Origin of the sequence: Rhizobium sp. BR 317, from assembly GCF_047445835.1 — a bacterium.
Taxonomy (GTDB): domain Bacteria; phylum Pseudomonadota; class Alphaproteobacteria; order Rhizobiales; family Rhizobiaceae; genus Rhizobium; species Rhizobium paranaense.
The window spans coordinates 24,827-45,029 of sequence record NZ_JARWLB010000023.1 but is presented as its reverse complement, the minus strand read 5'-3'; the positions used below and the strand labels follow the sequence as shown (position 1 = coordinate 45,029).

General features: G+C 60.6%; 24 protein-coding genes and 1 other RNA gene. 13 read left to right on the top strand and 12 right to left on the bottom strand.

Going from position 1 to position 20,203, the window contains the following annotated elements; genetic code table 11:
- Nucleotides 1-14: 14 nt before the first annotated feature.
- From QD357_RS27055 to rimP, 3 genes are all read right to left on the bottom strand, one after another.
- A complete protein-coding gene (locus tag QD357_RS27055; RefSeq protein WP_107106457.1) occupies nt 15-707 on the bottom strand; it encodes an RNA-binding protein in 693 nt (230 codons plus the stop codon).
- Nucleotides 704-2,308 carry a transcription termination factor NusA gene (gene nusA, locus QD357_RS27050; protein WP_107106458.1) on the bottom strand — a complete coding sequence of 535 codons (1,605 nt, stop codon included), beginning with the start codon at nt 2,306-2,308 and terminating at the stop codon, nt 704-706. The genes QD357_RS27055 and nusA overlap by 4 nt, the downstream gene beginning before the upstream one ends.
- A gap of 63 nt (nt 2,309-2,371) precedes the next feature.
- Nucleotides 2,372-2,977, bottom strand: a complete 606-nt coding sequence (gene rimP, locus QD357_RS27045) for a ribosome maturation factor RimP (RefSeq protein WP_107106459.1) — start codon at nt 2,975-2,977, stop codon at nt 2,372-2,374.
- A gap of 341 nt (nt 2,978-3,318) precedes the next feature.
- On the opposite strand from rimP, the gene QD357_RS27040 reads away from it, so the two are divergent.
- From QD357_RS27040 to QD357_RS27030, 3 genes are read left to right on the top strand one after another with little or no spacing between them, the layout of a single operon-like run.
- Nucleotides 3,319-3,771, top strand: coding sequence for a MarR family winged helix-turn-helix transcriptional regulator (locus tag QD357_RS27040; RefSeq protein ID WP_245407393.1), 453 nt, complete (start codon nt 3,319-3,321; stop codon nt 3,769-3,771).
- Nucleotides 3,768-4,535 carry a class I SAM-dependent methyltransferase gene (locus QD357_RS27035; RefSeq protein ID WP_107106461.1) on the top strand — a complete coding sequence of 256 codons (768 nt, stop codon included), beginning with the start codon at nt 3,768-3,770 and terminating at the stop codon, nt 4,533-4,535. The genes QD357_RS27040 and QD357_RS27035 overlap by 4 nt, the downstream gene beginning before the upstream one ends.
- Nucleotides 4,532-4,978: a thioesterase family protein gene (locus QD357_RS27030; protein ID WP_107106462.1), complete on the top strand. Its 447-nt coding sequence runs from the start codon at nt 4,532-4,534 to the stop codon at nt 4,976-4,978. Before QD357_RS27035 ends, QD357_RS27030 begins: the two co-directional genes overlap by 4 nt.
- Before the next feature lie 55 nt (nt 4,979-5,033).
- On the opposite strand, the gene QD357_RS27025 is transcribed toward QD357_RS27030, so the two are convergent.
- Entirely contained in the window at nt 5,034-6,305 is a 1,272-nt protein-coding gene (locus QD357_RS27025; RefSeq protein WP_107106463.1) for a lytic murein transglycosylase, read from the bottom strand.
- A gap of 236 nt (nt 6,306-6,541) precedes the next feature.
- The gene (recR, locus tag QD357_RS27020; protein ID WP_107106464.1) at nt 6,542-7,147 is read right to left on the bottom strand and encodes a recombination mediator RecR; all 606 of its coding nucleotides are present in this window, start codon (nt 7,145-7,147) and stop codon (nt 6,542-6,544) included.
- Between the two features lie 57 nt (nt 7,148-7,204).
- Here recR and QD357_RS27015 point away from each other — a divergent pair, with 57 nt between their 5' ends.
- Nucleotides 7,205-7,822: an MOSC domain-containing protein gene (locus tag QD357_RS27015; protein ID WP_245407394.1), complete on the top strand. Its 618-nt coding sequence runs from the start codon at nt 7,205-7,207 to the stop codon at nt 7,820-7,822.
- On the opposite strand, the gene QD357_RS27010 is transcribed toward QD357_RS27015, so the two are convergent.
- Entirely contained in the window at nt 7,819-8,355 is a 537-nt protein-coding gene (locus QD357_RS27010) for an RBBP9/YdeN family alpha/beta hydrolase (RefSeq protein ID WP_107106466.1), read from the bottom strand. The two genes, QD357_RS27015 and QD357_RS27010, sit on opposite strands and share 4 nt — an antisense overlap.
- A 111-nt stretch (nt 8,356-8,466) precedes the next feature.
- Between QD357_RS27010 and QD357_RS27005 the strand changes: the two genes are divergently transcribed.
- A complete protein-coding gene (locus QD357_RS27005) occupies nt 8,467-8,943 on the top strand; it encodes an Lrp/AsnC family transcriptional regulator (RefSeq protein ID WP_107106467.1) in 477 nt (158 codons plus the stop codon).
- Between the two features lie 12 nt (nt 8,944-8,955).
- Here QD357_RS27005 and QD357_RS27000 read toward each other — a convergent pair whose 3' ends face one another.
- The 3 genes from QD357_RS27000 to ffs form a co-directional block, all read right to left on the bottom strand.
- Nucleotides 8,956-9,279: a YbaB/EbfC family nucleoid-associated protein gene (locus QD357_RS27000; RefSeq protein ID WP_028754649.1), complete on the bottom strand. Its 324-nt coding sequence runs from the start codon at nt 9,277-9,279 to the stop codon at nt 8,956-8,958.
- A gap of 108 nt (nt 9,280-9,387) precedes the next feature.
- Nucleotides 9,388-11,274 (bottom strand): DNA polymerase III subunit gamma/tau, encoded by a 1,887-nt coding sequence (locus tag QD357_RS26995; protein ID WP_107106468.1) that lies wholly within the window; start codon nt 11,272-11,274, stop codon nt 9,388-9,390.
- Nucleotides 11,275-11,321: 47 nt separating this feature from the next.
- An RNA gene (ffs, locus tag QD357_RS26990) (signal recognition particle sRNA small type) lies at nt 11,322-11,418 on the bottom strand.
- 91 nt (nt 11,419-11,509) lie between these two features.
- On the opposite strand from ffs, the gene QD357_RS26985 reads away from it, so the two are divergent.
- The 6 genes from QD357_RS26985 (at nt 11,510) to QD357_RS26960 (ending at nt 15,105) form a co-directional block, all read left to right on the top strand.
- Entirely contained in the window at nt 11,510-11,920 is a 411-nt protein-coding gene (locus QD357_RS26985; protein ID WP_107106469.1) for an HIT family protein, read from the top strand.
- Nucleotides 11,917-12,876 (top strand): NAD(+) diphosphatase, encoded by a 960-nt coding sequence (nudC, locus tag QD357_RS26980; RefSeq protein WP_107106470.1) that lies wholly within the window; start codon nt 11,917-11,919, stop codon nt 12,874-12,876. The genes QD357_RS26985 and nudC overlap by 4 nt, the downstream gene beginning before the upstream one ends.
- Nucleotides 12,877-12,885: 9 nt before the next feature.
- A complete protein-coding gene (locus tag QD357_RS26975) occupies nt 12,886-13,572 on the top strand; it encodes a helix-turn-helix transcriptional regulator (RefSeq protein ID WP_107106471.1) in 687 nt (228 codons plus the stop codon).
- An 84-nt stretch (nt 13,573-13,656) separates the two neighbouring features.
- Nucleotides 13,657-13,893 (top strand): hypothetical protein, encoded by a 237-nt coding sequence (locus tag QD357_RS26970; protein WP_107106472.1) that lies wholly within the window; start codon nt 13,657-13,659, stop codon nt 13,891-13,893.
- A 115-nt stretch (nt 13,894-14,008) separates the two neighbouring features.
- The gene (locus QD357_RS26965) at nt 14,009-14,377 is read left to right on the top strand and encodes a VOC family protein (RefSeq protein WP_107106473.1); all 369 of its coding nucleotides are present in this window, start codon (nt 14,009-14,011) and stop codon (nt 14,375-14,377) included.
- A 329-nt stretch (nt 14,378-14,706) separates the two neighbouring features.
- Nucleotides 14,707-15,105: a VOC family protein gene (locus tag QD357_RS26960; RefSeq protein ID WP_107106474.1), complete on the top strand. Its 399-nt coding sequence runs from the start codon at nt 14,707-14,709 to the stop codon at nt 15,103-15,105.
- 193 nt (nt 15,106-15,298) lie between these two features.
- On the opposite strand, the gene QD357_RS26955 is transcribed toward QD357_RS26960, so the two are convergent.
- On the bottom strand, nt 15,299-16,153 hold the full coding sequence (locus tag QD357_RS26955; RefSeq protein ID WP_107106475.1) for a prephenate dehydratase: 855 nt from the start codon (nt 16,151-16,153) through the stop codon (nt 15,299-15,301).
- Between the two features lie 24 nt (nt 16,154-16,177).
- Nucleotides 16,178-16,933, bottom strand: a complete 756-nt coding sequence (locus tag QD357_RS26950; protein WP_107106476.1) for a 3-deoxy-manno-octulosonate cytidylyltransferase — start codon at nt 16,931-16,933, stop codon at nt 16,178-16,180.
- 151 nt (nt 16,934-17,084) lie between these two features.
- On the opposite strand from QD357_RS26950, the gene QD357_RS26945 reads away from it, so the two are divergent.
- Nucleotides 17,085-17,666 carry a c-type cytochrome gene (locus QD357_RS26945; protein WP_107106477.1) on the top strand — a complete coding sequence of 194 codons (582 nt, stop codon included), beginning with the start codon at nt 17,085-17,087 and terminating at the stop codon, nt 17,664-17,666.
- Nucleotides 17,667-17,802: 136 nt separating this feature from the next.
- Here QD357_RS26945 and QD357_RS26940 read toward each other — a convergent pair whose 3' ends face one another.
- Nucleotides 17,803-18,747 carry an AEC family transporter gene (locus tag QD357_RS26940; RefSeq protein WP_107106478.1) on the bottom strand — a complete coding sequence of 315 codons (945 nt, stop codon included), beginning with the start codon at nt 18,745-18,747 and terminating at the stop codon, nt 17,803-17,805.
- A 408-nt stretch (nt 18,748-19,155) separates the two neighbouring features.
- Between QD357_RS26940 and QD357_RS26935 the strand changes: the two genes are divergently transcribed.
- On the top strand, nt 19,156-20,148 hold the full coding sequence (locus QD357_RS26935) for an adenosine kinase (RefSeq protein WP_107106479.1): 993 nt from the start codon (nt 19,156-19,158) through the stop codon (nt 20,146-20,148).
- Nucleotides 20,149-20,203 lie beyond the last annotated feature (55 nt).

The window sequence follows — 20,203 nt, the reverse complement described above, 5'->3', positions numbered from 1 at the left end:
GACCGGTGACCGCGTCATTGTTTTCGCCGGCCAGCGCCGCCCGTTGCCCGGGACTGACCGCCGTTGCGGTACCGTTCGAGCAGGTTTGCGCGCTTCACTACACCCTCTCCTGCCTGCCCTGCAAGCGCTGCGGCATGGATAAAAGCGTTCTGGCCCATCAGTTCTTCCATTTCCGCCTCCGTGAAGACACGGAATGACGGTATTTCCTTTTCAGTCTCCATACCAAGATGCCAGGCCTTGCGTGCCTGGTCGATCTTGCGAACGCCGTCGGCGGCAGCATCCATCGCATGGAACACGGCAAGTGCCGAGCCGTTGCGAACGGCGCCATCGACCTTCGACGAGCCGCTGACGAACTGGCCCGCCTTGCGCGCCATGTTCATCATCCCGGCGAGTTGCGCTGCAAGAAGGCGGTCGACGGTGGCGCCGAGATCGCTCGGTGCCGTCACCTCCGCCTTCAGGGCGCGAGAAAACAGTTTCTTCGCCACTGCCTTGTCCACCAGCGTCCGGTCGAGTTTGACCCAGCAGCCGCGTCCCGGCAGTTGCCGCTTCAGATCGGGAACCACGGTCCCGTCCGGAGCGGCTACGAAGCGGATCAGCTCATCCGGTGATCCGCTTTCGCGTGTTACGATGCACATACGGCCGTTCAGGTCGCCACCGCTGAGATCGTCGTCTTCAGGCGATGCGTCCGGTCCCCCGGTGCTCATCATGCTTCCTGCTCGGCCTCATCCTCCGTTGCCTCTTCCGCCTCGGAGGCGAGATCGGCTTCGGTGATCCAGCCGGCCAGCAGGCGGGCCTGCACGACCATCTGCTCGGCCTCGACGCGCGACACTTCGAGCTTCGAGAACAGGCCTTCGAACTTCTTCGTTTCGCCGTTCTTGCGTTCGGTCCAGCCGACGAGATCGTCGGCGGCGCAGCCCGCAAAGTCCTCGATCGTCTTGATGCCGTCCTCGCCGAGGGCGACCATCATCTGTGCGGTCATGCCGTTGATCTGGCGCAGCTCGTCGGAAACGCCGAGCGTCTTGCGCTTCTCGTCCATTTCGGCTTCCAGGCGCTCCAGATATTCGCGGGCGCGATCCTGGATTTCCTGGGCGGTCTCTTCGTCGAAACCGTCGATAGACGAAATTTCGTCAAGATCGACATAGGCCAGTTCTTCGACGGCGGCAAAGCCTTCGGAGGCCAGAACCTGGCCGACCATTTCGTCGACGTCGAGCGCATCCATGAACAGGTTGGTACGCTCGTTGAATTCCTTCTGACGGCGTTCCGATTCCTCGGCCTCCGTCATGATGTCGATGTCCCAGCCGGTCAACTGCGAGGCGAGACGGACGTTCTGGCCGCGGCGGCCGATGGCCAGCGAGAGCTGCTCGTCCGGAACCACGACTTCGATGCGCTCTGCATCCTCATCGAGAACGACCTTGGCGACTTCCGCCGGCTGCAGCGCGTTGACGACGAAGTTCGCCGGTTCGTTGGACCACGGAATGATGTCGATCTTTTCKCCCTGCAGCTCGCCGACGACGGCCTGAACGCGCGAACCGCGCATACCGACGCAGGCGCCGACCGGATCGATCGACGAGTCGTTCGAAATGACGGCGATCTTGGCGCGCGAGCCCGGATCGCGGGCAACCGACTTCACCTGGATGATGCCATCGTAGATTTCCGGCACTTCCATGGTGAAGAGCTTGACCATGAACTGCGGATGCGTGCGCGACAGGAAGATCTGCGGGCCGCGCTGTTCGCGGCGCACGTCGTAGACGTAAGCGCGAACGCGGTCGCCGTAGCGGAAGTTTTCACGCGGGATCATCTCGTCGCGGCGGATGATGCCTTCGCCGCGGCCGAGGTCGACGATGACATTGCCGTATTCGACGCGCTTKACCGTGCCGTTGACGATTTCGCCGACGCGATCCTTGAACTCGTCGAACTGGCGGTCACGCTCGGCTTCGCGCACCTTCTGCACGATGACCTGCTTGGCCGACTGGGCGGCAATACGGCCGAAATCCATCGGCGGCAGCGGATCGGCAATGAAATCGCCGAGGGCGGCGTCGGGGTTGCGGTCGCGAGCCAGTTCCAGCGGGATCTGCGTGGAATAGTCCTCGGCCTTTTCGACGACTTCGAGCAGGCGCTGCAGACGGATTTCGCCGGTCTTCGGATTGATGTCGGCGCGGATGTTCGACTCCGTGCCGTAACGCGAGCGCGCGGCCTTCTGGATCGCGTCCGCCATAGCGGCAAGCACGATCTCGCGGTCGATGACCTTTTCGCGCGCCACTGCATCTGCGATCTGCAGAAGTTCTAGCCGGTTCGCACTGACTGCCATTGTCTTTAGTCTCCGTCTTCCTGCCGTGGGGGTTCCCGTCCCGTACGGCGGTTCGTTGATCGGTTATTCTTCTTCGTCCGCTTCGTTCTGGTTCGCAGCCTCGGCTTTCGCCAGCTTGTCGGCGCGCAGTGCATCGCGGATGAGGTCGTCCGTCAGGATCAGCTTGGCATCGGCCAGCGTGCTGAACGGAATGGTCACCTTCGGCTCTTCGCCGTAGGCAACCTGGTCGCGCTCGATCGTAAAACCATCGGCGCTGACATCGGCGATCTTGCCACGGAACCGCTTGCGGTTATCCACCAGGATCGAGGTCTCGCACTTGATGAGATGACCGATCCAGCGGCTGAAATCCGACTTGCGCACCATCGGGCGATCAATGCCGGGCGAAGACACTTCCAGATGATACGCTTTATCGATCGGATCTTCCACATCCAGCACCGGCGAAATCGCCGTCGAGACCTCTTCGCAATCCTCGACGGTCATTGTGCCGTCGTTGCGCTCGGTCATGATCTGCAATGTCAGGCCGTTCTGATTGAGAAGGCGCGCGCGCACCAGACGGAAGCCCATGCCCACAAGCACAGGCTCGATGATGGCGGCAATCCGCTGGTCGAGGCCGGTTTCGACGATCAGCCGCGGTTCATTGGCATTGTCTGCGTTTGTCTCTTCCGACAAGCGTTCACTCCTGCATTGTGCATGCATTTGGAGATCGAGCTAATAAAAAAGAGCGGGTCCTTGCGGCCCACTCTTCATCACACGATCAAGAATTTGATGCCGATATAAGCCCGTTCCCGTCAAATTGCAAGGTCTTCGCACGCAAAGCCGGCTTTGCGGATTATTTCCGGAATTCTGTAGCAGGTGCCGTTAAGTTTTCCGGGCGTCATGGACGGCAACTTTGCGCCGATAGCGGTCATCGCTATTTTTTTGCCGACGACGGGCGCGAAGACGATGCTCACTTGAAATTACATTAGCGCTAATGTAATTTGCTTATCATGAATAACAAAGACAGGCCCGGTTTGGGCGAACTCCTCCGTTATGTCAGCGAACTTGTCGACCAAGGCGCGGCCGAGCGGTATCGGGCACTCGATATCGACTATCGCCCCCGCTACACACCCGTGTTGCGCGCCCTCAGCGCCGGAGCCGTTACCGTGACCGACATTACGAGCGCCAGCAGCCTCACCCAAGGGGCGATTAGCCAAACCGTTAGCCTGATGCTGAAGGACGGATTGGTCGTTCGGCATGCATTGGATGACGGGCGGAAGAGCGGCCTCAAGCTGACCAAGCGCGGCTCCGAACTTCTGAAGAGGCTGGAACCTCATTGGGAAACGACGTTCCGTGCCATCCGCGAGCTTGAGGCGGAGATCGGGTTTCCGGTCCTGAAAGTTCTGGGAAACCTCGCGACTGCCTTGGAAAGACAGGGCTTTGCGGATCGATTGGCGGACGCCGAAAAGTGCGGGAGAGATTCATGACTGGGAACGCCGAGATCACAACCGCCAAAAACTGGTTCGACAAGGGGGGCAGCGCCTACGCGTTGTTCAGACCCGAATATCCCGCGGGACTTTCGACGTTCCTGGCGCAGACCGTCGGCGGGCGGGGTTGCGCTGTCGATGTCGGATGCGGAAACGGGCAACTGACGCGACAGCTCGCGGACCAATTCAAGAGGGTGATCGGCATCGATCCCAGCGAAGACCAGATCGCCAACGCGCACCGGCACGCCAACGTGGCGTATCTCTGCGCACCTGCGGAACAACTTCCGCTGCCTAACGGAAGCGCGAGTTTGATAACCGCGGCACAGGCGGCCCATTGGTTCGACCGCCCGCGATTCTACGAGGAGGCACGGCGTGTAGCAGATGACGGCGCGGTMATCGCGTTGATCAGCTACGACGTCATGCGGCTCGCGCCTTCTGACCTTCAGGATCGGTTCAATAGCTTCTACCACGATGAAATCGGCCCCTACTGGCCGCCGGAGCGCAGGCTTGTGGACTCTGGATATTCCGACATCGAGTTTCCGTTCGAGGAGATATCGTATCCCGAAATGACCATAGATCGTGTCTGGGAACTCGGAGAATTGCTGGGTTATCTGTCGACTTGGTCCGCCGTCCGGCGCGTAAATGAGGCTGGGCGGGGCGACATCCTAGAAAACTTCTTCCGCGATATCTCGGCGATCTGGGGCAGCCCCACAAGCAAGCTGCCGATTTCCTGGCCGATCAACATGCGATTGGGGAAACTATGAGCCAGTCCAACACATTACCTCTGCTCTCTGTCGGACTGCGTCATACGGAACGCCTTTCCGTTGCTCCAATTCACACTGTGCCTGAGATCGACGAATCTTGGCCTGGCTTCCGTGACATGCCGCCAGTGCTGGCGACGGCAATGATGATCGCCTTCATCGAGCAAACATGCGTGCAGGCCCTGCGGCCTTTCCTCAGCTCGGGGCAACGCACAGTTGGCACTCATGTCGATGTCAGTCACGTCGCCGCAACACCTGTCGGGATGACCGTCACGGCCGAAATAGAGTTGATCGAGATCGAGGGAAGGTCGCTCCTGTTCAAGGTAACCTGCCGCGACGATGCCGGTGTCATCGGAGAGGGAACGCACCGACGCGCCATCATTGAGATGGATCGCTTCATGAAGAGACTTGGCGAGAAGTCTGCAGCGGCAACAACGCATCCTTGAAGGTGCTCACGCCAAGACGCTAGTCTGCTTCGGGCCGAAAGCCGCCAAATTCCGCTTATTTCAGCACGCCGAGCATCGAGCTGTCGGGATAGCAGGTGGGCTTGCGGCCGCTCTTTTCCTGCCATTGGCCGATCGATCGGCGGGTCTTGTAGCCCGGCAATCCGTCGGTGCCGCCGACATCGTATCCCTTGTGCTCCAAGGTCACCTGCATGCCGGCGACGTCGGAGCGCAGCATCTTGCCGACATCGCCCCATTGGCCCTGGAAGGCGCCGGAGCCATAGGCGATGCGGTCGGCGAGATTGCCGATGTAGAGGCCGTAGAGATCGGAATTATTGTATTCCTTGATGACGTAGAAATTCGGCGTGACGATGAATTCCGGCCCGTCGCGGCCGGCCGGCACGAGCATCATGCCATTCGCGCGTAGCTCATCGGACGGAAAAGTCTTGCCGGAAATCCTGGCGATACCGAGCGAGGTCCAATGCGAAATCGGCTTGGCGAGATCCGGCCCCTCCTGCGCGCAGGAAACATTTTCCGGGATCGTCACTTCGTAGCCCCAACCGCGGCCGCGCTGCCAGCCCTTCTGAACTAAATAGTTGGCTATGGAAGCGAGCGTATCCGGCACCGACGTCCAGATATTGCGATGGCCGTCGCCGTCGAAATCAACAGCATATTTCAGATAGCTGGTCGGCATGAACTGCGGCTGGCCGAGCGCGCCGGCCCAGGAGCCCATGAACTGATCGGGCGTGACGTCGCCATGCTCAAGAATGCTGAGCGCTGCGATGAGTTCGGTGCGGAACATCTCCTTGCGCGTCGACATGAAGGCCTTGGTCGCCAGCACCTGGATCGCCGAATTCGGCAGTTTCGCCGCTCCGAAGCCGGTCTCGCGACCCCAGATCGCCAGCACGATCGGCCCAGGCACGCCGTAGACCTTCTCGATCCTTTTCAGCGTCGGACCATATTGTGAAGCGAAGCTACGCCCGGTCGCCGCCAGCTTCTGCAGCCGCGCCTCGTTGAAATAGGGGGCGGGCGAGGAGAATTCCGCCTGCGTCTGCGGCTGTTCCTTCGGCTTTGGAAAACCCGGCGGCACGAGATCCGGCAGATCCCAATTCAGCGTTATGCCGGAAAAAGCGGCCTTGAAGGTCTTTTCAGAAATGCCGTCCTTCTGCGCTTCCGGCCAGAGGTTCTGTTGCACCCAGCTTTGGAACTGCGCTTCGACATCGGCTTTTGAGGCGGCGAGGGCGGGGAGAGGGAGGAGGATGCAAAGGAGCGAGAGGAAGCAAAGAATCTGCCGCACCACTGATACCCCCCTCTGTCCCTTTCGGGACATCTCCCCCACAAGGGGGGAGATCGTTGGGAGTTTGCCGCGCCTTTCGCGAACCCGATATGCTTTAGTCTCTTCGGAGACAATCGCGATTTGAGGTAGAGCGGTGCCACAGGCTATCGATCTCCCCCCTTGTGGGGGAGATGCCTGAAAGGGCAGAGGGGGGTTGCGAGGAGCACTGGCGACGAGCGCCTTGAGCGCGAGCGAAAGGCAATGTCCTTGCGCCAATCCGTTTTCCTCCTTCAAATCGCCGTTCGCGCCCGCAGCGCCGCCGTCAGGGTGCCTTCGTCGAGATAGTCGAGTTCGCCACCGACTGGTACGCCATGGGCGAGGCGAGTGATTTTTACCTCCAGGCCGGCGAGTTGGTCGGTTATATAGTGTGCTGTGGTTTGCCCTTCGACCGTCGCATTGACGGCGATGATGATCTCGCGGACACCGCCCTCGCCGACCCGTTCGATCAGGCCGCGGATGTTGAGATCATCAGGGCCGATGCCGTCGAGCGGCGACAGCACGCCGCCAAGTACGTGATAGGCGGCGTTCATCGCGCCGGCGCGTTCCAGCGCCCAGAGGTCGGCGACATCCTCGACAACGATGATGACGGACTGATCGCGCCGGTCGTCGGTGCAGACGGTGCAGGGATCGACGGTATCGACATTGCCGCAGTGCGAGCAGATCTTCACCTTGTCGTAGGCGTCGCCCATGGCATGGGAAAGAGGGCCAAGCAACTGATCCTTCTTCTTGATCAGGTGCAATGCCGCGCGTCGCGCCGAGCGTGGGCCGAGGCCCGGCACTTTTGCCAGGAGCTGGATGAGTTTTTCGATTTCGGGGCCGGTGACTCGCTTTGCCATGGGAGGCTTTTAGCTCATATGCTGACGGAACGGAATCGCGGAAGGGATGATCGCCCTATGAAAATTCTGGCCGTCTGCATCGGCGCCGCCGAAAAACTTCCCGGCAAGAGCTACAGGACCGGCATCTATAAGCATGCGGTCGGCGGTGCGGTCATGATCGACGCCGAGGGTATCATCGGCGACGCTATCTGCAATGGCGAACATCACGGCGGACCCGATCAGGCCGTCTATGTCGAGGGTTCGCTGACGCTGGATTGGTGGTCGAACGAATTGGGGCGCCGGCTGGAATACGGTACGTTCGGCGAAAATATCGTCATCGAGGGGCTCGATAACCGCGAGGTCGCGGTGGGTGACAGATTCATAGCAGACGATCTAGTTCTGGAGGTGACCTCCGCCCGCATCCCCTGTGCGACCTTCGCGGCGAAGATGGGCGATCCGAAATTCGCCAAGCGCTATATGCAAGCCGGCCGTCCCGGCATCTATTGCCGCGTCATCAAAAACGGCACGGCTGCCGCCGGAATGCCGGTGACCTATAGTCCCTATGCCGGCGCCAAGGTCACCATGCCGGAATTGATGGCGACCTTCGGCAGACGTTTGTCCCCGGAGGATCGGGTGCGTTATCTCTCCGCGCCTATTCATTACAAGCTCAGAGCGCTTCTCGATGACAATCCCTAAGCAAGCCCGGTGTAAAACCGTTCGAATAGCGCCTGCCCTTCCGGCCAATCGCCGATACCGGAATTCGCATTGATGTGGCCGAGCGCGCCGGCATCGATCAATTCGCTGCCCCAGACAGCAGCACTTTCCGTCGCATAGTCGAACGAGCCGAAGGGATCGTTGGTGCTTGCGATGAGAAGCGAGGGAAACGGCAATCGTTGGCGCGGCGGATTGGCGAAGCTCGGGGCCTCCGTCAGATAGACGTCGCCCGTGGGATCTGGCGCGGAGACGAGGAAAGCACCGAGGATTTTTGCCGATGCGGAGGCCGCCCAGTGCGCGACCAACTGGCAGGCGAGGCTGTGGACGACAAGGATAGGCAGCGTCCTGGAACGGCTGATCTCCCGGTCGAGCGCGGCGAGCCAATCCGTCAATTCCGGCCTGTCCCAACTCGCCGGCTGAAAGCGGCGCATCTCGGGATTCTGCCGCTCCCACAGGGTTTGCCAGTGACCTTCCCCCGAACCGCCAAGGCCGGGCAGGACGATGATATCCCTCATGTCTTTCCTCTCGCACTGTGTTGACGGAGGGAAATTGACACGCTGCATCGCCGGTTGACATCACAAACCATCGGATAAAACTTGCGCCAGCCGATGAATTCAAGGTGCGAGATGGAAAGCTTCGAGAAGGACCTGGACCCGACCGATCTGTCGATGATCGAGATTTTGCAAGGTGATGGGCGGATTTCCGTATCGGAACTCGGCCGCCGGGTCGGGCTTTCGCAGCCCGCCGCGTCCGAACGTCTCAAGCGCCTTGAGGAGCGCGGCATCATTGCCGGCTACCGCGCCGTCGTCGATCCCGCTGCCGTCGGCCTCGGCATGATGGCGATCGTCCGGCTGCGGACGACCCATGAGCATATACGCCCCTGCCTGAAACAATTTTCGGAGATGCCGCAGATTATCGAGGTCCTGCGGCTGACCGGCGAGGATTGTTTCCTACTCAAGGTGCTGGTGCCGACACCATCAGACCTTGAAACCATCGTCGATTCCATCGCTCGCTACGGCGCGGTGACCACGTCGCTGGTGCTGCGGAACGAGCCGGCGAAACCGATCGGCCGCGAGCTCATCCGCAAGACGATGGTGCGTTGAACGGAGCGCTTCTCAGAAAGGCAGCTTGAAACCGGGCGGGATCGGCAGGCCGGCGGTCAGTTCGCGGGTCTTTTCGGCGGCCAGTGCTTCGGCCTTTTCCTGGGCGTCCTTATTGGCAGCGACGATCAGGTCCTCGAGGATTTCGACATCGTCTTCCTTGAAGAGCGACGGATCGATCTTGAGGGACAGCATCTGGCTCTTGCCGTTCACAGTGACGGTAACGAGGCCGCCGCCGGCTTTGCCTTCGGCCCGGATGTCGGCGATTTCCGCCTGCATCTTTTCCATCTTGGCCTGCATTTCCTTCACTTTGCCCATCATGCCCATGATGTCGCGCATCGTTGCTGGTCCTTTTTTCTCGTCTTTGTCTTGTTATTTTGGGTTACAATCCAGGTCGAAAACCGCTTTCCGTTTTATAGTACGGCTCTTCGATTTGATATCATACCCTTAGAATTCGATATCATCGCCCGGCAGGATATCGCCGTCGACGGATTCGGCAGTCGCCGGAGCGGCCACTTGTTCCTCTTCTTCCGGATCGGGCGCCCGCACGCGAACGTCGATGATCTTTGCGCCCGGAAATTGCGATAGGATTGCGGCGACATCAGGGTCCTGGCGGGCATCGGCGACCCGCTGCTGCTGCGCGTTCGCCTCGGCCTCCACAAGCGTCGGCTCGCCTTCCTCGCGGCTGAGGCTGACGATCCAATGGATGCCGGTCCATTCCTTCAGCTTGACGGCAAGCTCGTTCAGCAGCGTTGTCGGCGCACCCGGCGCCAAGCTGACGTCGAGCCGGCCTGGCTCCAGCCGCACCGGGCGAACGAAGCTGCGCACCAGCGCCTTCACTTTCGGATCGCGCTTCTGGCCGGCAAGTTCCGCGATATCGGCCATCGAATTGACGGGGACGAGCGGCTTCGGCGCTTCGGCGGGTTTCGGCTCGATTCGGCCGATAACAGGGCTCGCTTGCGGCTGCGTATTCGGAACCGAGCGCAGCATGGCGACCGGTGCTGCCGGCGACGGGGCGGGCCGCGATGGTGCGGTTTCGACCGCACGCGCCATGACATTGCCCTGATAGGAGACCGGTGTTCCCATGCCGTTGCCAGCCGACGAAATGGGCGAAGGACGCGTTCCGCCGCTATTGCCATCCGAAAATTCGGCAAGTCGCCGCGCTGCGTCTTCCGGCGCCGGCAGATGGGCGGCATGGGCCAGGCGGATCAGCACCATTTCAGCGGCGCCGGCCGTGCGGGCAGCAGTTTCAGTCTCCGGAATGCCCTTCAGCAGCATCTGCCAGAAACGCGACAGCGTCGTAACCGCGACACCTTGCGCGAATTCGACTGCCTTCGTGCGCTCGACCTCGCTCAGCGACGGATCGTCGGCAGCATCGGGCACATATTTCAGGCGGGTGACGAGATGGGTGAAATCGGCAAGGTCGGTCAGCACGACGACAGGATTGGCGCCGGCTTCATACTGGCTGTTGAATTCCGCCAGTGCGGCGGCGACATCGCCCTTGATGATATGGTGGAAGAGATCGACGATGCGCGCACGATCGGCAAGCCCCAGCATCGAGCGGACGGCATCCGCCGCAACCACACCGCTGCCATGGGCGATGGCCTGATCGAGCAGTGACAACCCATCGCGGGCCGAGCCTTCGGCGGCCCGGGCGATCATGGCGAGCGCTTCCGGCTCAGCCTCGATGCCTTCCTTGGCGGCGATGGTGGTGAACAAGCCGACGAGATCGGAAGCGCTGATGCGGCGCAGGTCGAAGCGCTGGCAGCGCGAGAGCACCGTGATCGGCACCTTGCGGATTTCGGTGGTGGCGAAGATGAATTTCACATGCTCGGGCGGCTCTTCCAGCGTCTTCAGCAACCCGTTGAAGGCGGCCGTCGACAGCATGTGCACTTCGTCGATGATATAGACCTTGTAGCGCGCCGAAACCGGGCGATAGCGCACCTGCTCGATGATCTCTCTGATGTCGTCGATGCCGGTATGCGAGGCAGCGTCCATCTCGATGACATCGACATGCCGGCCTTCCATGATCGCCTGGCAATGCAGGCCGGGCTCACGCAGGTCGATGGTCGGACGGTCGATTTCGGCGGTCTTGTAGTTGAGGGCGCGCGCAAGGATGCGGGCCGTCGTTGTCTTGCCGACACCGCGCACGCCGGTCAGCATATAGGCCTGGGCAATACGGCCGGTCTCGAACGCATTGGTCAGCGTCCGAACCATCGGCTCTTGCCCGACCATCAGGTCGGTAAAATCCTTGGGCCGGTATTTGCGGGCCAACACCCGGTAACCGGTGCCGGTCGAAGCGGCATCTTTTGCTTGTCGCTCGGTGTCGCTCATTGCCCTGCTTATTGCCCGCTGAAAGCCGGGCCTTGCTTTCGGAAAGGGTGGGAGGCTGGCACGATGACCCGTGCCGGGCTCGTTAGGGCTGCTTCCTTCCGGACCTGACCCGGTTGGCGAGTGGCTCGTCCACCACCAACCTCCCGGATGCACATATCGGCAATATCGGCATCAAAAGCAAGCCAAGCTCAAAAAAAACTGCTAAACATTTGATAAAACATCGGAGGAAGACCCATTGCAGGATTTTGCGCTCGACGATCGTCTGGCGAATGACAGCGTTTCCGTCGCTGTTACCGGCCTTTGCGACGTGCGGCTGATGAAGGATCGCCGCTGGCCATGGCTTGTGTTAATCCCCCGGCGGCCCGGCATATCGGAAATATTCGAGCTGACGCCGCTCGATCAGGTTCTGCTAACCTTCGAGACCAACAAGGTCGGTGCTGCCTTGAAGACGGTAACGGGAGCGACAAAAATCAACATCGGGGCCCTTGGAAATATCGTCCGTCAGCTTCATGTTCATGTCATTGCGCGGTTCGAAGGGGATGCGAACTGGCCCGGCCCGATCTGGGGCTATGGCAAGGCGGAACCCTATGCGGACGCAGACATGAACAGCTTCATAGCCAAGTTGCGGGACACGCTTTCACAATGAACCATTCCATATTCTCTACGGATGCCCCCCACCCGGAAGCCAGCAGCCTTACCGCCTTTGCGGAAAATCAGCTTAATCGGGATGCCGAGCACCGCGACGAGGAATCGATCAAGCACGCGCTCGCCAAGGAAGGCACGCATATCCTGGCATTTGCCCAGGATCGGCTTGTTTTGAAGCATGATGGGCAGGTGCTCGATCCGCTGTTTGCCCGCTACGAGCTGCAGGAGCTTGATCCGGACTGGGAAGCGGCGGTGTTGCTTGGCTACCGCAGGACCGGCGAGCCGCGGCTGGCCGTTCCGGTGCGCATCAATGCCGACGAACTCGCCAGCCATTACAAGCCCGCCGACATGCGCGCGCTCTGGCGCGATCACCTGCTCGAAGGCGAAATCCTTGGCGAAGCGGCGCAAGGCATGAGCCTTATCCGCTGGAACGGCGACAACCGCTTCTGCGGCCGGTGCGGCTCGGTCATGGAGCTCCGCATCGGCGGCTATAAGCGCGTCTGCACGGCCTGCGAACACATGATCTTCCCGCGCACCGATCCGGTCGTCATCATGCTGACGATCGACGAGGAGAAAAATCTCTGCTTGCTCGGCCGCAGCCATCATTTCGCGCCCGGCATGTATTCCTGTCTGGCCGGTTTCGTCGAACCGGGCGAAACCATCGAAAATGCCGTGCGCCGCGAGACGCACGAGGAGTCCGGCATCCACATCGGCCGCGTTCGCTACCATGCCTCGCAGCCCTGGCCGATGCCACATTCCCTGATGATCGGCTGCTATGCCGAGGCAAAGTCGAGGGAGATCCATATCGATGCGAACGAGCTTGACGATTGCCGCTGGTTCACGCCGGAAGAGACGCTCGCCATGCTCGATCGTGTCTCGGCCTCCGGCAACACCTCTCCACCCAAGGGCGCCATCGCCCATCGCCTGATGCGCGACTGGGTGGAGTGGAAGCGATAGGCGCTTGTCATGGCGCGCTCGGAACGGCTGCTAACCCTGCTGCAGACGCTCAGGCGCTACCGACGGCCTGTCAGCGGCGCGACGCTTGCCGAGGAGACCGGCGTCAGCCTGCGCACGCTCTATCGTGATATCGCCAGCCTCCAGACGCAAGGCGCCATGATCGAAGGCGAACCGGGCATCGGCTATGTCCTGAAGCCAGGCTTCATGCTGCCGCCGATGATGTTTTCGCAGGATGAGATTGAAGCGCTGGTGCTGGGATCGAGATGGGTCGCCCGCGCAACCGATTCGCGATTGGCAGCAGCCGGAGCTGACGCTCTTGCCAAGATCGCCGCCGTGCTGCCGGCCGAAATGCGCGAGGCGGTCGACCAGGCGGCAGTGGTCGTGGCGACGCGGCGTATCACCGAGGACAAGGCCGATCTTTCCCTCATGCGCAAGGCGATCCGCACGGAGCGCATGGTGCAATTGACCTATGGCGACGTGAACGGCGCCATTTCGACCCGCCGTATCTGGCCCTTCGCGCTCGGTTATTTCGACAATGCGCGCATCATCATGGCCTGGTGCGAGCTGCGCCAGGATTTTCGCCATTTCCGCGCCGACCGCATCGTCGATTTCGCGGTGCTGGAAGCGCGCTATCCACGACGTCGTATTACCCTTGCCAGGGAATGGCATGCCCGGGAGGGCATGGTTCACGATTGATTTTCACCGATAACACTACTGCCAGAAACTGTCAGTAGGCAGGACTATGATGGGCACCATCCCAAGCAGGAAGGAGGACCGATCATGGCAAGCAACGCTTTCATCGTCACGAAACAAACGCATCGCGGCATCATCGAGGCGCGCAAAGGCAAAGATCTTTCTATGCCGGCATGGCCGGTCCGCCTTCTGCGGGTTGCGCTTGGCTATTTCGCCCATGGCCGAGATCGACTCGATATCGAGGGCGTGCCGGATTCAATGAAGCGCGATCTGGGCTTTCTGGACGGTCATGCCCCGTACCGTGAGGAAAACCGGATGCGTTAAAGACGCATCTTCATCCGACCATCCGCTGACAAAGCCATCCCCGGCAGGCTCTGCCCTGTCTGCCGGACCGCATCCTTCATGCCCTTATATCCCCTAAACCAAGAGGAATATCCAAATGACCAGCCCGAATCTCATCATTTTCTACGTCAAGGATCCGGCCGAAAGCGTGCCTTTCTATCGCGACCTGCTCGGCCGCGAGCCGGCCGTTGCCGCGCCGAATTTCGCTGCCTTCCCGCTCGACAATGGCTTCACCCTCGGCCTCTGGCGCCGCAGCAATGTCGAACCGCAACCGTCAGCTATCGGCAACCGCGGCGAACTCGCCTTCATGGTCGAGGGCGATGGTGCGGTCGCGGAGCATTATAAGGACTGGAAATCCCGTGGCCTGCCAATCGCGCAGGAATTGACGACAATGGATTTCGGCCCAACCTTCGTCGTGCTCGATCCGGATGGCCATCGTCTCAGGGTTTGTGAGCCGGATAAGTAAGGCCCCAATTGCGGCTCTGCCCCTCACCCTCACCCTCTCCCCGCAAGCGGGGCGAGGGGACGACCTCGGGCTGTCGCTGAGCTCGATGATGGAAGGGAGGCTGCAGGTGTCTCTATCCCCTTCTCCCCGCAAGCGGGGAGAAGGTGGCCGCCCTTCGACAAGCTCAGGAGGCCGGATGAGGGGCTAATACGGCGACTAGGATCGTTCCAACTGAAGCAGCGGTTGTTGCCTAGTGTATCCCTGTAAAACGCCTAAGCATGCAGCTCGAGTTGACTTGCGGCATTTGGAGAAGAGACTGATCGATAAATTCAGAGTCATGCGAGGAACAATTGCTGCATCATATTTCATTCGGCGTCTCGGATATCGAGAAGGCCGCCGCGTTCTACGACGCCGCCTTCGCGCCGCTCGGCTATGTCAGGGTTTGGGAAGACTTGAACCCCGGCGATCCCGACCAGGCGATCGGATATGGGCCGCCCGGCGATGGCGATAAGTTCGCCATCAAATTGCGGGGCAAGGAGGCTTGCGCTCCTGGCTCGGGCTTTCACCTCGCCTTTGGCGCGCCAAGCCGTGATGCCGTCGTCTCATTTCACAAAGCGGCGCTCGCTCATGGCGGCAAGGACAACGGGCCGCCTGGTCTTCGGCTTCATTACGGGCCKAACTATTTCGCAGCCTTTGTTATCGATCCGGATGGACACCGTATCGAGGTCGTCACCAAGGCTGCGGATTAGCTAACGATGGAAATGTAGCGATCCAGCCACCCGCCCTAGTGGTTCGAGGCTCCAGCCCTTATGGGCTTCCGCACCTCACCATGAGGGCTAACCCTTTGCGCCAACAACGATACTTGCTCCACCTCATCCTGAGGAGCGTAGCCCGTCGGGCGGAGCCTCGAAGGATCGAGGTGGCCTCCGAAACGATCCGGGCTTACAGATCACCCCGCATCGGATGGCCCTTGTAGACGCCGAGGATGCGGACCTTTTCGGAGAAGAACCGCAATTCCTCCAGCGCGCGGCGCACATGCGCGTCGGAGGGATGGCCCTCGATGTCGGCGTAGAACTGCGTCGCTACAAAACGGCCGCCGAGCTGATAGCTTTCGAGCTTGGTCATATTGATGCCGTTGGTCGCAAAGCCACCCAGGGCCTTGTAGAGCGCAGCCGGAATGTTGCGGACGTTGAAGACAAACGTAGTGACGATCTTTTCCTCGGCCGAGCTGCGCTGAGCCCAATTCTCGTCTCGCGACAGGATGACGAAGCGCGTGACGTTGCTTTCGGTGTCCTCGACATTTTCCGCAACGATTTCCAGCCCATAGAGATCGGCCGCCAATCGCGGCGCCAGCGCCGCCATGGTGCGGTCGCCGGTTTCCTGCACGAGCTTGGCAGCACCCGCCGTGTCGCCGGCGATGATTGGTTTCCAGCCGTTGGCGCGCACCACCTTGCGGCATTGGCCAAGCGCATGGATGTGGCTGTGCACCGTGCGGATCTCTTCCTTCTTCACACCCGGCAGAACCATGAGCTGGAAGTGGATCGGCATGAAATATTCGCCGACGATATGCAGCCGCGATTCCGGCAGCAGATGATGGATATCGGCAACGCGGCCGGCGATCGTGTTCTCGATCGGGATCATGCCGAGATCGGCATCGCCATTATCGACGGCGGTGAAGGCGTCCTCGAAGGTCTGGCAAGGCAGCGGTTCCATCGTCGGGAACATGTCACGGCAGGCCATGTCGGAATTGGCGCCGTAGTCGCCCTGGAAAGAGATCTTGTTGGTCTTGCTGATCATTGGACTGCCTTTAGGGAAATTCCGTCAGAGAGAGGCGCCGGAAAGGATGCGGCGGGCCTTTTCGAGGTCGGCGGGAGTATCGACACCGAGCGGTATCGTGTCAACGATCTCGACATCGATGCGCATGCCGGCCTCCAGCGCCCGCAATTGCTCCAGTGATTCGCGCTTTTCCAGCGTCGAAGGGCCGAGGCTGACGAATTTCTCCAGCGCGGCGCGGCGATAGGTGTAGAGGCCGATGTGATGATAAAGCGGCCCGTTGCCATAAGGGGCCGTGGCGCGGGTGAAATAGAGCGCGCGCAGGCGGCTGTCCGAAATGGGCGAGCCGACAACCTTGACGACGCTCGGCAGCGTCTTTTCTTCTTCGTCCTTGATCTCGACGGTCAGTGTGGCGATATCGACGGCCGGATCTTCCAGCGGGCGCAGCGAAGCGCGGATGGTCTCGGGATCGATGGTCGGCAGATCGCCCTGAACGTTGACGACGATCTCCGCGCGGCCCTCGGGATCCACGGCCTGCAGGGCTTCATAGATTCGGTCCGAGCCGGATTGATGATCCGTGCGCGTCATGACGACTTCGAAACCCGCATTCGCAACGGCGGCAAAGGTGTCCTCATGGTCAACAGCGACGACGATGCGACCGATCGCCGCCTCGCGTGCGCGTTTGGCAACCTGTACGATCATGGGCAGGCCGCAAATATCGGCGAGCGGTTTACCGGGCAGGCGTGTGGAGGCCATCCGGGCCGGAATGAGTACCAGCGTCTTGTCCAAGTTGGGATCTGTCATTGTTGGGCCTTCTATTCCCGCCGGAAAAGTGTCAAAAAGTCTCACGGTGGAGACCGTTTACAGAGTTGCAAGAAACAGTCAAAAGACATAGGTTTCGCGCGAATTCAAGATGGGCCGGCAGCCGCTGCCGGAGGCGAGGGGAGCATAGCAGATGAATTCATCCTACGTGAACATGGGTGTCGGGGCACTTCTGGCCACACTTTTTGTGCTGAAGTCCGTGTCGCTCGCGTCGGGATTTATTTTCCATTCAGAGACACCGGAAAAGCCGGGCTTCGCAATTATCGCCGCTGAAGAATCGTCTGCAGGAGCAGGCGGCAAGGCAGCCGCCGCAAAGCAGGAAACGCCGATCGCGCAATTGCTGCAAAAGGCCGACGCCAAGGCTGGCGAATCGATCTTCAAGAAGTGTCAGGCCTGTCATGACGGCACCAAGGGCGGGCCGAACAAGGTCGGTCCTGACCTCTGGGGCGTCGTCGATCGTCCGATCGCCTCGCATGAAGGTTTCGCATATTCTGCCGGCATGAAGGATTTTTCTAAGGGCAGCAGCGAAAAGTGGACCTATGATCATCTCTACCACTTCCTCGAAGCGCCGAAGAAATTCGTCTCCGGAACGGCGATGGGCTTTGCCGGCCTGCCGAAGGAAGAAGATCGTGCCAATGTCATCGCCTATCTGCGCACGCTGGCCGACACGCCCGAGCCGCTGCCCGATGCGAACGCGCCGGCAGCGACGAACTAAGTTGCTTCAAGCGAATCTATGCAAAAGCCCGGTCGTCTCGGCCGGGCTTTTGCATGTCGGTCTGCCGTTCAAACGGCGGCGGGCTTACGCAAAGCAGCCAAGCACCTTTTGAGATCGCGCGCAGCCGGCCTTGTCACTAGCCGAGCATATAGGCCCAAAGCGACACCGAAACTACGCCGAGGGCCGTTGTCAGCGTGATTGTCGAAGCAGCAAGGCTGTGGCCGACGCCGAAGCGATTGGCAATGAGCCAGGCGTTCACACCTGTTGGAACCGAAGACGTGAGCACCAGCGCCTTTCGCCATTCCGGGCTCAGGCCGAGAAGGTAGCCGGCCGCAAGCACGCAGGCTGGCAACAACAAAAGCTTGAAGGCCGAAGTGACGCTGGCAACGCCGAGATTACCGGAAAGCCCGTAGTGCCGCAGGGCCATGCCGAGTGAAATCAACGCGGCCGGGCCTGCTGTATTGGCGATGCTGTCGACGACGGTGCCGAGCGTTGCCGGCAAGGGAATGCCGATAAGGTGCACGACGAGCCCGGCGACAAGTCCGATGACCAGCGGATTGCGGGCGAGATTTCTGCCGACCTGATTCAGGAGTTCGCCCGTGCTTCGCCCCGTGCCGCCACTCGCCTTGCGCTCCGCCTGTTCCATCAGCATCGTGCCGGCGATCATCATGACCGGGAGATGCACGGCAATCAGGATCGACAGCGCCACGATGCCGTCGGGACCGACCACGCGGCTCACCAGCGGCAGGCCGATGAAAACATTGTTGGCGAAAGCGGACGACACTCCGGCGAGCACCCCGATCCGCGCATCCCGCCCGAACAGCCGCGTCGCCGCCAGATGACCGGCCGTCCAGGCGACCGCGACTCCGGCGAAATAGGCGATCCACAATCGAAACGGCGAAGCTCCATGAAACTGCGCGCCTGCAATGGTCTGGAAAAGCAGCAGCGGCACGGCAATCTTGAAGACGAATTCGCTCATCGCCTCGCCGACGCTGGCCGTCAATATTCCGGCACGCACGATCAGCCAGCCGACGAGGATCAGCAGGAAAATCGGCAGGACATCGGAGAAGATTTCGGACATGCCGGGCGAGGAAGCTGTGACGGGATCTTGCGGATTGATCCCAAAGTTGTAGCAGCTTGCCGCATCGTGAGAAGCCGAAAAGCGGTCGGAAACAAAAAAAGCGGGTTGCGCCCGCTTTTCCGCATCTGGTCCCGCCGGAGTCCTCCCGGTGCACAAGCCGCCAGTTCATCCGTGGTCGGCACGCGTACCGGTGAGGCGGAAGGTATCATACCTTCCAAGAGCTGGCCGCGAATGCCTTGTCCGCATCCCATGCCAGTTCACTTGATAAGCGTTTACAGATGGAAAGTGACAAGCAAATGACTGGTTGAGATTTAGTTACCGCGCGAGCAACCGATTTTCCTTCCAAACTTCGGAAAAACCGCTAATACCGGATACCGGCTATCACCAATACCGGGGACCCCCTTTTTGATGACTCGTTTCGATGTACTGACCGTTGGCAACGCTATCGTCGACATTATCTCCCGCTGCAACGATCAATTCCTGATCGACAACAAGATCACCAAGGCCGCGATGAATCTCATCGATGCCGATCGTGCCGAACTGCTCTATTCGCGCATGGGTCCGGCGCTMGAAGCCTCCGGCGGCAGTGCCGGCAATACGGCGGCAGGTGTTGCGAATTTTGGCGGCAGGGCAGCCTATTTCGGCAAGGTTGCGGAAGATCAGTTGGGCGAAATCTTCGCCCACGACATCCGCGCCCAGGGCGTGCACTACGAAACCAAGCCGAAGGGCACGTTCCCGCCGACCGCCCGTTCCATGATCTTCGTCACCGAGGATGGCGAGCGTTCGATGAACACCTATCTCGGCGCCTGTGTCGAGCTTGGCCCGGAAGATGTCGAGGAAGATGTCGTCGCCGCCGCCAAAGTCACCTATTTCGAAGGCTATCTCTGGGATCCGCCGCGCGCAAAGGAAGCGATTCGCGAGTGCGCCCGCATCGCCCATGCCAATGGCCGCGAAATGTCGATGACCCTGTCCGACAGCTTCTGCGTCGGCCGTTATCGCGAGGAATTCCTCGATCTCATGCGCTCGGGCACCGTCGATATCGTTTTCGCCAATCGCGATGAAGCCCTTTCGCTGTACGAGACGGACGATTTCGAGAAAGCGTTGAAGCTGATTGCGGGCGATTGCAAGATCGCAGCCGTCACCATAGGCAAGGATGGCGCCGTGATCGTACGCGGCGACGAACGCTATGTCGTCGATGCCCATCCGATCGAAGAGCGCGTCGATACGACCGGCGCCGGCGATCTTTTCGCCGCTGGCTTCCTCTTCGGCTATACGCAGAATCGCAGCCTCGAAGATTGCGGCAAGCTCGGCAACCTCGCGGCAGCCATCGTCATCGAGCAGATCGGCCCACGGCCGATGCGGTCGCTGTCGGAAGCGGCCAAGGAGACGGGGCTTCTCTAAATAGCCGCACTCATTGCTGGTGCTGACTTCGAAAGCCGCTTGCAGCAGATCATTG

Excerpts from the sequence above, each read along its gene's own strand:
- QD357_RS26965 (WP_107106473.1), top strand. The coding sequence starts at position 14,009 with ATGACCAGCCCGAATCTCATCATTTTCTACGTCAAGGATCCGGCCGAA.
- QD357_RS26940 (WP_107106478.1), bottom strand. The coding sequence starts at position 18,747 with ATGTCCGAAATCTTCTCCGATGTCCTGCCGATTTTCCTGCTGATCCTC.
- QD357_RS27010 (WP_107106466.1), bottom strand. The coding sequence starts at position 8,355 with ATGAGGGATATCATCGTCCTGCCCGGCCTTGGCGGTTCGGGGGAAGGT.
- QD357_RS27025 (WP_107106463.1), bottom strand. The coding sequence starts at position 6,305 with ATGTCCCGAAAGGGACAGAGGGGGGTATCAGTGGTGCGGCAGATTCTT.
- QD357_RS27005 (WP_107106467.1), top strand. The coding sequence starts at position 8,467 with ATGGAAAGCTTCGAGAAGGACCTGGACCCGACCGATCTGTCGATGATC.
- nudC (WP_107106470.1), top strand. The coding sequence starts at position 11,917 with ATGAACCATTCCATATTCTCTACGGATGCCCCCCACCCGGAAGCCAGC.
- QD357_RS26955 (WP_107106475.1), bottom strand. The coding sequence starts at position 16,153 with ATGATCAGCAAGACCAACAAGATCTCTTTCCAGGGCGACTACGGCGCC.
- QD357_RS26970 (WP_107106472.1), top strand. The coding sequence starts at position 13,657 with ATGGCAAGCAACGCTTTCATCGTCACGAAACAAACGCATCGCGGCATC.
- QD357_RS27000 (WP_028754649.1), bottom strand. The coding sequence starts at position 9,279 with ATGCGCGACATCATGGGCATGATGGGCAAAGTGAAGGAAATGCAGGCC.
- QD357_RS26975 (WP_107106471.1), top strand. The coding sequence starts at position 12,886 with ATGGCGCGCTCGGAACGGCTGCTAACCCTGCTGCAGACGCTCAGGCGC.
- QD357_RS26995 (WP_107106468.1), bottom strand. The coding sequence starts at position 11,274 with ATGAGCGACACCGAGCGACAAGCAAAAGATGCCGCTTCGACCGGCACC.
- QD357_RS27015 (WP_245407394.1), top strand. The coding sequence starts at position 7,205 with ATGAAAATTCTGGCCGTCTGCATCGGCGCCGCCGAAAAACTTCCCGGC.
- QD357_RS26945 (WP_107106477.1), top strand. The coding sequence starts at position 17,085 with ATGAATTCATCCTACGTGAACATGGGTGTCGGGGCACTTCTGGCCACA.
- QD357_RS27030 (WP_107106462.1), top strand. The coding sequence starts at position 4,532 with ATGAGCCAGTCCAACACATTACCTCTGCTCTCTGTCGGACTGCGTCAT.
- recR (WP_107106464.1), bottom strand. The coding sequence starts at position 7,147 with ATGGCAAAGCGAGTCACCGGCCCCGAAATCGAAAAACTCATCCAGCTC.
- QD357_RS27055 (WP_107106457.1), bottom strand. The coding sequence starts at position 707 with ATGATGAGCACCGGGGGACCGGACGCATCGCCTGAAGACGACGATCTC.
- QD357_RS26950 (WP_107106476.1), bottom strand. The coding sequence starts at position 16,933 with ATGACAGATCCCAACTTGGACAAGACGCTGGTACTCATTCCGGCCCGG.